This is a genomic window from Aminobacter sp. J44, assembly GCF_007829415.1.
Taxonomy (GTDB): domain Bacteria; phylum Pseudomonadota; class Alphaproteobacteria; order Rhizobiales; family Rhizobiaceae; genus Aerobium.
In genome coordinates this window covers 108,016-120,078 of record NZ_VLJG01000004.1, presented here as the reverse complement: position 1 = coordinate 120,078, position 12,063 = coordinate 108,016, and the positions used below count along the sequence as shown (strand labels likewise).

Genomic DNA, 12,063 nt, shown 5'->3' with positions numbered 1-12,063 from the left:
CTACCGCATTGAACTCAGCGGCGAGAGCCTGCGAAAGCAGCGCCACACTCCATCCGCCGCTTGACCGCACGACAAACAGGAGCCATTCAAAACAACGACCCAGGGGAGCATCGACTGGCCGGCTTCAAATCGGAATGCTGGCCGGVWTSAAATCGGAACAGGTGGCCGGCTTCGTTTCGGAATCAATGGCCGGCTTCATCGGAATACGCACTTTAACGCGATCGACCCGTCTAGAGCGCCCGGTGGCGCGTCTTGGGCCAGTTCAGCCACAGGTGACAGAGTCAGGTCGCGCGCGTGCAGCGAACTCGACCCGTCGTGCTTCCGGAACGCGAATTTGCTGAAGAAGGGCTCTAAACTTTTGGTGGAATTGCGATGCCGCGGACCGGAGGGTAGCTATTGTTGCTAGGCGTACCGGGGCGTTGCGATGCAGGAAGCCCAGATCATCTTGAACCTACACGGTATCGGGAGCCCGCAACGGGTGCTTGAGCCGGGAGAAGAGCCTTATTGGCTCTCGGTCGAACAGTTTCAGGATATCGTCAGCTTCGCCGCGTCAAGGCTCGATAAGGTCAAGTGCGCGTTCACGATTGACGACAGCAATCTTTCCGATGCGACTATCGCCGGACCGTTCCTGGCAAGGATGGGTTTTTCCGCGCAGATTTTTGTCCTCACGGGTCGCATTGGACAGAAGGGATCGCTTGATCAGATCGCCCTACGCGACCTTATCGACATGGGTCACTCGATCGGGTCGCATGGGAATGCGCACCGTGACTGGAAGACGCTCGACGAAGGGGAACTGGTGGACGAGATCCACACGCCCAGGAAGCGGCTGCAGGACCTGACCGGCCAGACGATTGACGCTGCGGGCCTGCCCTTTGGCGGATACAATCGCAAGGTTCTGGCAGAGGCGCGCCATGCGGGCTTCAAGCACCTCTACAGCAGTGATGGTGGCGTTGCCCGCGATGGTGACTGGCCTGCCGGCAGAACCTCACTACGCCGCGATATGTCTCCAGCGCGCATGCACGCGCTGTTTGACCCGGAGCCGCTGTTCGTGCGCCTCAAGCGCCGCATCAAGGCTGAGATCAAGAAGCGCCTCTAGGGTCACGGACCGAACAGCGCGATTTCGCTCTCACGGAGATCGCCGACTGCAGGCGGCTCGCCATGCTTGCTGTAGCGGATTTCTCTCTCCGGCATCAGGACGATGCCGGGGGGCGGCTCGAAACCGAGCGGCGCATCGACCATCGCAAGGGGTATGCCGCGCTTGAGCAACGCCCGTGCGACCGCAACACCGGCGGCGCATAGCCTCTTTGGATCACCAAAAACAAATCGCGCCGCGGGAACGAGTCTTTTCAGCGTCTTGATCCGGTACAAGGCCTGCATTCGGCCCTCGCGGTCTTCCAGGATGAAGCCGTCACAATCATCCTCGTTGCAGGGACCGACTATCCGCGCCCCGGCGTTCCCCGACAGAAGAAGACGTGGCGTGAAGAGGAGCGTTCCGTTCGAGTATGGCTTGAAGCCGAGCGCTTCGACTATAGGCAGGACCTTTGGCGCGGGCGTCAGGTCGAGATATGTGGCGCCGCGAGTACGCGTGGCCAGTTGAACGAGCTGCGTCGCGAAACCGCGATAGGGCTGGCGCACGTACCAGCTGGACAAATTGCTGCGAACGGCCGAGTCGACGACCGCTGTCAGCAGCAACAGCACCCCCTGTGGTTGGCCCTCAGCCTCCAGCAGATACCCGTAGCGCGGGAAGCCCGCGACCAGCGGGCGTTCCGTCAGCCTGGCGAGCGCCTCTTGCCAGTACTGATACGTGCGCCGAGGGAATCCCTCGCACAGCAATTCGAGGATCGCCTCGAGGTCGTTGAAGGTGATTTCGCGGAAGCTGACGCGGCTCGCGCTCCGGGCAGACCTCGGGATCTTCTCGATTTGCTGGTGCATGGCACGGTCCGCAACATCTGCTTTCTACCGTATTTCTTACAGCGCGCGCTCGCGCCCGCAATTGACTGTACCTACCCATTCCGGAGGATTGCGTGGCTCCATTGTGGGCTCGTTGCTTAGCAAAGCGAGCCGACACCTATGCAAGCGGAAGCTGGCTCAGTGGTGCGCTAAAGGAGCCTCGCGGGCGAACCTCTCGCGCGGCGCCGCCCTCGACGATTACCTCAGCCGGCGTCGGATGACTTAGGAAGCCGTTCGGGCTGGCCGACAGGGCATAAGCTCCCGACTGCAGCACGACGACAAGATCGCCGCGCGCCATGCGGGGCAGGGCCACGTCGCGCCCGATCGTATCGAGAGGCGTGCACAATGGCCCGACGACGCTGCACTGGACGAACTCGTTCGCAGCGAGATTGGTCGCCGGAACAACCGGATAGTCGCGCTTTACGAATTGCCCGAGATTTCCGCTCGCCGCCAGATGATGGTGCATGCCGCCGTCAGTCACGACGAAGGTGCTGCCGCGCGAAACCTTCCAGGACTGCACGCCGCAAACATAGATGCCGGCGGGGCCGATCAGGTACCTGCCGGGCTCAATGACAATAGACGTTCCTTGTAATTCCTCAGTGGCCGCCAACTCGGCACGCAGCTCCGCTACATGGCCTTGCAGAGACTCAAGGCAAAGCGAGCGGTCACCAGCGAAATAGGGAATGCCAAGCCCGCCACCCAGATCAAGCGTGGTTAGCGGCCGCCCGAGAAGTCCTGCCATCTTTCGTGCGACGTGGAGCCCATGGCGCCATTGCCGGGCGAGCGTGTCCGCGTCAAGGATCTGGGTGCCGGAGTAGAGGTGAACGCCCTGGAGGTGCAGTGACGGCCGCTTCTCAATCTCGGCGACGACTTCAGGGAGGAGTTCCTCATCAAAGCCGAAGGGCGCTGCCCGCCCGCCCATCCGCATCGCCCCGCCCTGGGCGGAGATTACAGGATTGATCCGCAGTCCGACGTGCGGCCGCGCTCCTTCCGCTCGAGCGAGAACATCCAGCCGGTCGATCTCCTCGAAGCTTTCTAGGTGGATCTCGCCTATCCCCTCGCGAAGAACGAGCCGAAGTTCCTCGTCGGATTTTCCAGGTCCTGCAAAGAAGATGCGGCCGGGAGGGGAGCCTGCTGCGCGGGCGCGCAAGTACTCAGCACCCGACGCGATCTCCAGCCCCGCACCTTCATTGACAAAGAATCGGATGACCTCCTGGTTCGGATTTGCTTTCACGGAGTAGAAGACGTCGGCAAAGCCCTGTAGTGCAGATCGGAGCTGGGCTAGATTCGAGCGCGCGATGCCTAGATCGTAGATGAACAGGGGGGTCCCGAAGCGGCGAGCCAAGTCCGGCACGCTCAGGCCGCCAATGTGCAATGTTTCTGAGACGATCGAGAAGTTTTCCGAGATCAGATCGCAAGCAAGCGCCCGGGACGGTTCAGCCACCCGATCTCTCCCTGGTCAAAGTCAGGTAGTCGACCTTCCCGTTCGGCGTTATTGGCAAGGCTTGTACCAGCTCGATCGCGCGCGGCATCATGTAGGGAGCGAGGCGTTGCGCGGCCGCCGAAAGTACCTCGGGAATGTTCGTCTCGTCGCGCATCGGCACTGCGACTGCATGCACGACTTGCCCCGCCAGAGGGTCAGGTTTTCCGATCACCGCAACCTGACGGAAGGCACCGGTTGCCATGAGTGCCTCTTCCACTTCCGTGGAGCTGATGCGGTAGCCCGACGACTTGATCATCGCGTCGCGTCTGCCGACGAAGTAGAAGAAGCCTTCCTCATCCTCGACGACGAGGTCGCCGGAATAACATACGGTGTCACCCCCTGCGTTCGGGGGAACCAGCGGATTGGGGCGAAAGACCTCGGCCGTAGCGTCCGGACGCTTCCAGTAGCCGAGCGAGACGGTCGGACCACGATGCACCAGGATCCCGGGCTCGCCCGGCTTTGCCCGCTGGCCATCGTCGCGAAGGGCGAAGATTTGCGTTTCCGGAATGGCGCGTCCGATTGAATTGGGCCTGCGATCCAGCTCTTCAGGGGGCAAATAAGTCGAGCGGAACGCCTCAGTGAGCCCGTACATGAGGAAGATGCGCGTCGACGGCAACAGCTCCCGCAAACGCTTGACCGTCTCGGTAGGCACCGCACCGCCCGAGTTGGTGATGTAGCGCAGGTGCGGCAGTGGTGTCTTGCGCAGGCTCGGTGCGAGGCGGGTCAGGATCGCCCAGATGGTCGGCACGCCCGCAAGGCCGGTTATACGGTACTCCTCCAGAGCCTTGACGATCTCATCGCCGAACTGAAACTGACAAAGGTACAGCGTGGCGCCCTGCTCGATCGCGGTGAGTAGCTGGTTCAACCCATAGTCAAAGCTAAAAGGCAGGACTGACAGGATGCGGTCACTCGAATTGATGCCGAGATAGGTGCGCACAATTCGTGTCCCGGCCACAAGATTGCGATGGCTGAGCATGACGCCCTTCGGCGTCCCGGTTGAGCCGGAGGTGTAAAGCAGAGCGGCGAGATCCTCACCGATGCGGCCGCACGGTTTTTGTGGCTCTTGCGAGGAGAACTGCGCCGCGTTTGCAGCATCTATGATCGCGAGGTCCGGGATGTCTTCGGCGATCTCACGACCCTGGGGGTTGGTGATCAGGAAACGCGCGCCGCAATCCTCAAGGATGTGCCGGACCTGTAGTCGGCGCAGATTGACGTTGATCGGCACGAACACGCCGCCGGCAATGCTGATGGCGAAGATTGCCATGCATTCTTCGATCGACTTCGGCAGGAAGATCCCGACCCGATCGCCCTCGCGAAGCCCCTGCGACACCAACGTCGCTGCGCAGGCGGCAGCCAAGCCTGCGAACTCGCCGTAGGTAACTTGGCGATCGCGATCAACGATCGCGAGATCCTCGGGTCGAGCGGGGCTCTGTTCCAGCAAATGGTGTAGCAGGTAGGGACTTCGGGCAATCTGCATCGCCGGATCCCCCACGTTCTGGGCCCGATCAGACGCGTGCAGCAGCTGCTCGCTCGGCGACGGTAACGATGCCGTCGATGGTATCCAGCGCATCGATTTCAAAATCCGGATCGGAGAAGTCGACGTTGAACTCAGATTCCAGCAGCATCATCATTTCTGTGCCGGCAAGTGAGTCCAGGTGGCCATTGGTGAATAAGGACTCCCGGTCATCGATGACGCCAGGATGCCCGCGCGCCACCAACATTTCCGAGATGAGGCGGCGTAGCCGCTCCCTGATTTCCGCACTCATTCCATCACTCCCAGATGAGAGGGAATTGATGACACAGCTGCACGCGGCCGCATACAGAGCCAGTTGAAGGGGGGCGGGGTCCACTTCTGGTCAGCCGAGAGGGCGGCACATCATCAAAAAGGTATACTGCAGGTCATCTGCTGCCCCTGTCACGCAACTGCTATGCTTGATAGTTATCGACGGGTGTGCTGAGGAGCCACGCTCTGCCATGCAGCGGTTCAATGAGGGGCCTGCCGGAGCAGAAGCAGCCGGAACGTTGATCCGTTCCCGGCATTCCTCGGTATCGGAGAGCCGGCAGGCCGTGCCGGGCAGCGGCCTCAACCACGCGACTTCGGACGCGATCCGCATTGCCCGTGTCCTCTGCATCCTCTCGATGATCTCCGTGCATATCTGGCCTGGCGCCACGAAGATCGAGGCGGCAGATACCTGGTTTCACTGGGTTTACATTTTCGTCGCCGAGTACCTGGGGCGCGGGTCTGTCCCGCTTCTGTCCCTCATTTCCGGCGTCCTGCTCACCACGACGATTGCTCGGCGACCGCCCCTCAAGCTCCTCCTGAATAAGGCATTTTCCCTGCTTTATCCGATGGCGGTGTGGTCAGCACTGCTATTGGGCGTCTATGAGGGGCATGCGATTGCCACAGGGGACGAGACCAGGGTGCCGCATAGCCCCGCCGAGTGGATCAACGGTTTGTTGTCGGTCACTTCCGCGCCGGTCAACGAGCCTCTCGCATTTCTTCGAGACGTGTTCATGTGCGCGATCATCGGCGTTGCGAGCATCCTTCTCTACCGCAGGAACAGGGTTGCTGGTGGCGCACTGCTTCTCATCATGGTGCTCGTCGAGGCGCTCAGTGGTGGCGTTCTGACGCTCAGACCGCAGATCCTTGCATTCTTCGCGGTAGGGGGTGTGATCGGGCTTTCTGGAAAGACGCACCTGGTGCCCCCAATCTCCCTCGTGGTGAACCTGCTCATCCTCGACGTGGCCGCTCACGGGTGGATGGAGGGCGAACTGGTGGATTGGCTGAACCGGATTTGCATATCCGTGCTGATGTGGCGGATCGCCGTTGACATCGAAGGCTGGGGAGGCGCGCTTTCCGCCGGTTTACGCCGGGTGGAGCCCTACATCTTCATGGTCTTCTGCAGCCACATGCTGACGGTTACCGTGGTTGCCGCGGCCGCGGGGGTAATAGGCTTCTCACCGGACGCTCCCTATTTTCCATTGATCTGGATAGGGCAGTTTCCGTTGGTCATCATTGTGGCGGTTGTGATTCAGGAGCTTGCCCAGAAAGCGCAGGTCCTGCCTCTGCTCACAGGTCCGCGAACGCGAACGTAGCGCAAGGATCGCGTGACCGGCTTTTAAGAGCGACACCCAGATCGAATTTGCCGTGCGCGAGACGCCGCGCCGGGGGCATTGACAGTGGTAAGCCCGGAGGCGCTCTTGAAGCCTCTATTTCGCCTCCAGCACGATCTCCACCGGTTGGGCCGTCGGTGGAAGCGGCAGGGAGATGCGGCGTTCGGGGCGGGTGTCGATGCTGAGTGAGGCATACTCGACGCCGCCAACGCGGGCAGAGATGCGGCCCTTAACCTTCCGGTTCACGCGCAGCTGAAAGCGCTGGTGAGCGCCGTCTGACGGTACGCTGATCCGCTGCGGGACGACCCAGGAAAGAGCGTCGCCCTTCAGAGTGACCGGTTGAGTTGCCGGGGCGGGCAGCTTGCCGGTAAGTCCAGCCTCGATGGACCGCGCGACGGCAACACCTTCCGACCAGCTCCAGCCGGCGGTCTCAACCGGACGCAGCAGGTTGCCGGCGGCGAAGTAGGCCGGGTCGGAGCAGCGGCCGAAATTGTCAACGACCGGGCCACCGGTTTTGGGATCCTTCTCCAGATGGCTGCCGTCGAACAGGGTGGCTTCCGGACGGAACTTGCCGGTAACGATGACGCCGTCGGTCTCGATCGCCTGCATCCCCGTAGGACCGTCAACGATGACGCGTTCCACGCGCTCGCGGCCCTCGATGGCACGGATCGACGTCGACAGATGCAGCGGAATCCCCTTGAGGCGCGGGTAGAGTGCGGCCGGCCAGCGGGCAGTTGCTTCCGCATTCGGCTCGATCATCGCCACCGGACGGATGCCCGCGTGCAGGCATGTCATGATCGCCGAGAACGACACGAGCTCGGTACCGAGGATGACAGGGCGGCGGAACGGACGCCTTCCTTCGAGATAAACGAGGCCCTGCAGCGCACCTGTTGGGATGATGCCACCGGGCTTTTCACCGCCGATCAGGCGTTGGGCACGCGAGCTTTCCCGTACGCCCGTTGCGATCAGCACGATTTTCGCGCGGATCTCGGAGAGGCCGGCGTCGGAGGTAACCGTCACGAGCGGGCCGGGCTCAAGCTGCACGACATTGACGCGGGTGGCGATGGTGACGCCTGCCTGCACCGCCCGCTCAACGAGCGCGCGGGCATAGTCCGGTCCCTTCATCAGCCGGTGGAATTCGCGCATGCCGAACGGGTAGTGGCCGCAGTGGCGCGGAATGCCGCCGGCAGTTGCCTCGCGATCAACGACCAGCACGCGTGCGGTCTTTGCCAGGATTGTCGCTGCGGCAAGACCTGCAGGGCCGGCCCCGATAACCAGAATGTCGGTTTCCTGCGGCAGCGTCATTGTGCCTTCTCCGCCATCGGCCGGTCGAAATGCCCGTCGGTCAGCTGGGCCAGTTCGGCCGAGCAGAAGAAGCCCTGGCAGCGGCCCATGGTGACGCGCGTCCGCCTTTTAAGACCGGCCAGGCTGCGTGCGGGCAGCGGGCCGTCGAGCGCAGCGAGGATCTCGCGCTTCGTTGCCATCTCGCAGTGGCACACGATGCCCCCGTGGCCCTCCCTCTGCCAGTCGCGCGGAAAATATTCGCTGATGTTGGAGACCGTCGGCCAGACCGGATCGACCGGCGGGTTGAACTGCAGTTCCGCGAGCTTCAGCACATGCTGGGCGATGCCGAGCGCGGCCGACAGGCCCGTCGAGCGGATGCCGCCGACGGTGATGTAGCTGCGGTCATGTGCCTTGATGCAGTAGTCCTTGAACTCCGTTGCCGGGCGCAGGCCGGCATAGATTGCAGTCACCTGGTGGTCTTTCAGAGCGGGAAGGATTTCCTCGCCGCGCTTCTTCAGCGCCTCGAGTGTTTCGGGGACCAGCAGCGCGTGCTCGCGATCGTCCTGATCCTCGGCGGTGGGGCCGACCAGCAGGTTGCCGAAGGCGGTGCGGCAGACGACGACACCCTTCGTGATCTTGTTTGGCACCGGCAGCAGGATGTGCGAGGCGAGCTTCGAGGCCGGCTTGTCGTAGACGACGAACTGGCCCTTGCGTGGTTTCATGTGGAAGTCGCGGCCGCCGATCAGCTTCTCATCGAGGAGGTCGCCCCAGAGGCCCGCGGCATTAACCACCAGCCGCGCCGCGACCTTGCCGCGCGTCGTCTGTAGCGTCCACCCATCGCTGTCGCGCTCTCCGCCAGTCACTTCCGCGCCGCGGATGATTCTGGCACCGTTTTCGACCGCCTGAAGCAGATAGGCGAACGGCGCCGACCATGGGTCGATCAGATATTCGCGTGGCACACGGAATGCGGCTCGAGCACCATTGCCAAGGCCGGGCTCCAGCTGCCGCATCGCCCTTTCGCCGAGCGGTTCGACGTCGGTGACGCCATTTTGGTGTGCCTGTTCCATCAGCGAGGGAAGCAGCGCTTCCTCCTCCTCGCTCCAGGCAATGACCAGCGCTCCGGACTTGATCAGCGGCAGCCCAAGGCGGCCGTGAATCTCAAGATACTCCTGATAGCCCGCTGCGACGCAAGCCTGCTCAAGCGAGCCGACCGGCGCGTCGAAGCCCGTATGGAGGATCGCAGAATTGCCCTTCGAAGCGCCGTCGAGAATGTCGACCGCCTTTTCGATCACGGCGACTTTTGCACCAGCCAAAGCAAAGCGGCGCGCGAGTGCGCAGCCTACGACGCCCGCGCCAATGATGGCGACGTCAAAGCGTCCGGAAGCAGGGAGATCGTCGTTCGGCATGGACATTCTGAATTGCTGATTGGCTCAAGTCTGAGCACAATTGCACATTCAGTCAACCCGACCCATACGAATTGCCCGACTTTGTCCAAATACCACATTGATCGTGTTGACACGGTCATAGATGTGGCCAAAATTGTGGCGAGCTGGTCGGCAAGAGCCAGCAAAAATGGGGAACGGTGTGTGAAGCCGAAAAGCCGCCAGGCCAGCATAGTTGCGCTCGTTGAGCGCGATGGCGAGGTCACCGTGGATGGCCTCGCGGCGGAATTCAGGGTCTCGCCCGAAACTATCCGCCGCGATCTGGCAACACTTGCCGAGAACGGGTTGCTGCTGAAGGTGCATGGCGGTGCGCGGCGCATCCGCATCACAGCCGAGGGTTCGTTTGACGAGCGTATGGCTGAGGCGGCAGCCGGCAAGGCAGAAATCGCCCGCAAGCTCGCCAAGGTGATCCGGCCGGGTGACAGTTTCTTCATCGACACTGGCTCTACCACGCTCGCTTGCGCGCACCAGCTGGCCGAAATCCAGGATATGACAGCCGTCACCAATTCCGTGCGCAACGCGCAGGCGCTTGCCCGCGGTAGCGGAAAGCCAAGGGTTCACCTGGTCGGCGGGCAGTTCGATCCCGACAACGGGGAGTCTGTCGGTCCCGACGCGATTGAGCAGATCAGCCGATTTCGCCTTGACTACGCGATCATTGGCGCCGCAGCTGTGGATATCTCGGCAGGCGTATTCGATGCCGATTTCAACGAGGCTTCAATTGCGCGCGCAATGTGTGCCAATGCTCAGAAGATTATCGTGGTCGCGCATTACGACAAATTCGGCCGCCAGGCAGCACATCGGATCTGTCGTCTACACGAAATCGATGTTCTAGTCTGTGACGTCCTGATCGGGGCAGATGAGGCCGCGCTAATAAGATCTACGGGGGTAACTCTGGCGTGACACCAAACAAGACGAACAATCCCGACCGAAAGGCAGAGCATGTCCTCGGCCATTAGATCCTACGTGCGGTTCATGGACGGGCTCGCAGAATTCATTGGTGCGTTCGCGAAGTATCTCATCTACGTGATGATCTTCGTCCTGCTGTTCGACGTCATCTCGGACAAGGCGTTCGATAAGGTCCAGAACTGGACGGTTGAGACGGCGCAGTTCACGCTGGCGGCCATGTACTTCCTGGCTGGCCCCAAGACCCTGAAGGACGACACCCATGTGCGCCTCGACCTGATCTACGCGCACTTGTCCGAACGGGCCAAGGCGTTGATCGACGCATTCACGGTCTGGATCGTGATCTTCTATCTGTCGGTCATGCTGTGGGGGGCGATCTCGTCGCTGAAATATTCGTGGGCGACCAACCAGCGGCTCCCGTCCCTTTGGGCGCCTTCGGTCGTGCCGATCAAGGTGCTCATGGTGGTGTGCATCGTGCTGATGATCCTTCAATGCATTTCAATCTTCTTCAAGGACGTCGCCAAGGTGCGGGGCAAGGTGCTGGCATGAGCTACGAATTGATCGCCATCCTCATGTTCGCCAGCATGGTCGTGCTCATGCTGACGGGCCAGAGGGTCTTCGCGATGATCGGCGCTGTTGCTGCCGCGAGCGCCTTGTCTCTTTACGGAAATGCCTCTGCCGAGCTGCCGTTCAATGCAGCGTTCAAGTTGTTCTCCTGGCACGCGCTGCTCACGCTCCCGCTGTTCGTCTACATGGGGCACATGCTTTCCAAGAGCGGCATCGCCGAAGAACTCTACCAGATGATGCATGTCTGGTTCGGCCGGCTGCCGGGCGGCCTCGCGCTGGGCACCATCCTGCTGATGGTCATCATCAGTGCGATCAACGGCCTCTCCGTCGCGGGCCTCGCGATCGGTTCGGCGATCGCGCTGCCGGAAATGCTGCGCCGCGGCTATGACAAGGTTTTGATCACTGGCGTCGTGCAGGGCGGCTCGACCCTGGGCATCCTGTTGCCGCCATCCGTCGTGATGGTGCTCTTCGCCGTGATTGCCCGTCAGCCGGTGTCGGACCTCTGGCTGGCCGGCGTGTTCCCTGGCCTGATGATGGCCGTGATCTTTTCGATCTACGTCTTCATTCGCGTCAAGCTGAACCCGTCCCTCACGCCGAAGTTGAGCGACGAGGAACTGTCGATGCCGCTCAGTGAGAAGCTCATTCTCCTGCGTGCCGGTATCATCCCAGTGATCATCTTCGTGCTGATGATCGGCCTGTTCCTCACCGGCTACACCAGCCTGCTGGAGAGTGCTGCGGTAGGCGCACTCTCGGCGACGCTTGCAGCTGCGTGGAAGGGTCGCCTGTCGCTCGCGCTGATCAACGAGACCGCGCGTGAGACGATGTCGATCACCGCTCTGTTCATGTGGGTGATCCTCGGTGCGCTGGCATTTTCGTCGGTCTTTGACGGCATCGGCGCCGTACGCGCGATCGAGAACGTCTTCATTCACAACTGGGAACTGTCGCCCTGGGCGGTCATCATCCTGATGCAGCTCAGCTTCATCCTGATGGGCATGTTCCTTGACGACACTGCCATGCTGGTGATCGTCGCGCCGCTCTACATCCCGCTGGTTGCGCGCCTCGACCTCGGCATCGACAACCAGATGGTCTGGTTCGGCATCCTCTACACGATGACCTGCCAGATCGCTTACATCAGCCCGCCCTTCGGCTACAATCTGTTCCTGATGCGCGGACTGGCGCCGAAGGAGATCACCCTGGTCGACATCTATCGTTCGATCTGGCCCTTCGTCATCATGATCATGCTGACGATCGCTTTGCTCATGCTGTTCCCGCAGATCGCAACCTGGCTCCCAAGCTACGTGCGTGGATGAAAAACAAAAA

11 protein-coding genes are annotated in these 12,063 nt (G+C 61.6%); 5 read left to right on the top strand and 6 right to left on the bottom strand.

Going from position 1 to position 12,063, the window contains the following annotated elements; all coding sequences use genetic code 11:
* Positions 1-424: 424 nt before the first annotated feature.
* Positions 425-1,096 carry a polysaccharide deacetylase family protein gene (locus L610_RS02635; protein ID WP_144702250.1) on the top strand — a complete coding sequence of 224 codons (672 nt, stop codon included), beginning with the start codon at positions 425-427 and terminating at the stop codon, positions 1,094-1,096.
* Positions 1,097-1,098: 2 nt separating this feature from the next.
* Here L610_RS02635 and L610_RS02630 read toward each other — a convergent pair whose 3' ends face one another.
* The 4 genes from L610_RS02630 to L610_RS02615 form a co-directional block, all read right to left on the bottom strand.
* Positions 1,099-1,932: a hypothetical protein gene (locus tag L610_RS02630; RefSeq protein WP_144702247.1), complete on the bottom strand. Its 834-nt coding sequence runs from the start codon at positions 1,930-1,932 to the stop codon at positions 1,099-1,101.
* 136 nt (positions 1,933-2,068) lie between these two features.
* A complete protein-coding gene (locus tag L610_RS02625) occupies positions 2,069-3,394 on the bottom strand; it encodes a type III PLP-dependent enzyme (RefSeq protein WP_144702244.1) in 1,326 nt (441 codons plus the stop codon).
* Entirely contained in the window at positions 3,387-4,910 is a 1,524-nt protein-coding gene (locus L610_RS02620) for an AMP-binding protein (RefSeq protein WP_144702268.1), read from the bottom strand. The genes L610_RS02625 and L610_RS02620 overlap by 8 nt, the downstream gene beginning before the upstream one ends.
* Before the next feature lie 28 nt (positions 4,911-4,938).
* Positions 4,939-5,199: an acyl carrier protein gene (locus tag L610_RS02615; protein WP_034330977.1), complete on the bottom strand. Its 261-nt coding sequence runs from the start codon at positions 5,197-5,199 to the stop codon at positions 4,939-4,941.
* A 208-nt stretch (positions 5,200-5,407) separates the two neighbouring features.
* Between L610_RS02615 and L610_RS02610 the strand changes: the two genes are divergently transcribed.
* On the top strand, positions 5,408-6,529 hold the full coding sequence (locus L610_RS02610) for an acyltransferase (RefSeq protein ID WP_144702242.1): 1,122 nt from the start codon (positions 5,408-5,410) through the stop codon (positions 6,527-6,529).
* A 114-nt stretch (positions 6,530-6,643) separates the two neighbouring features.
* Here the strand turns inward: L610_RS02610 and L610_RS02605 are convergent, their stop codons facing one another.
* Both L610_RS02605 and L610_RS02600 read right to left on the bottom strand, forming a co-directional pair.
* Positions 6,644-7,852 carry an NAD(P)/FAD-dependent oxidoreductase gene (locus L610_RS02605; protein ID WP_186441287.1) on the bottom strand — a complete coding sequence of 403 codons (1,209 nt, stop codon included), beginning with the start codon at positions 7,850-7,852 and terminating at the stop codon, positions 6,644-6,646.
* Positions 7,849-9,243 carry an NAD(P)/FAD-dependent oxidoreductase gene (locus L610_RS02600; RefSeq protein ID WP_246658899.1) on the bottom strand — a complete coding sequence of 465 codons (1,395 nt, stop codon included), beginning with the start codon at positions 9,241-9,243 and terminating at the stop codon, positions 7,849-7,851. Before L610_RS02600 ends, L610_RS02605 begins: the two co-directional genes overlap by 4 nt.
* A 6-nt stretch (positions 9,244-9,249) precedes the next feature.
* On the opposite strand from L610_RS02600, the gene L610_RS02595 reads away from it, so the two are divergent.
* The 3 genes from L610_RS02595 (at position 9,250) to L610_RS02585 (ending at position 12,053) form a co-directional block, all read left to right on the top strand.
* Positions 9,250-10,173, top strand: a complete 924-nt coding sequence (locus L610_RS02595; protein WP_246658898.1) for a DeoR/GlpR family DNA-binding transcription regulator — start codon at positions 9,250-9,252, stop codon at positions 10,171-10,173.
* 72 nt (positions 10,174-10,245) lie between these two features.
* Complete coding sequence (locus tag L610_RS02590) at positions 10,246-10,725, top strand: TRAP transporter small permease subunit (RefSeq protein ID WP_246658897.1); 480 nt, start codon at positions 10,246-10,248, stop codon at positions 10,723-10,725.
* A complete protein-coding gene (locus L610_RS02585; protein ID WP_144702239.1) occupies positions 10,722-12,053 on the top strand; it encodes a TRAP transporter large permease subunit in 1,332 nt (443 codons plus the stop codon). The genes L610_RS02590 and L610_RS02585 overlap by 4 nt, the downstream gene beginning before the upstream one ends.
* The last annotated feature ends 10 nt before the right edge of the window (positions 12,054-12,063 follow it).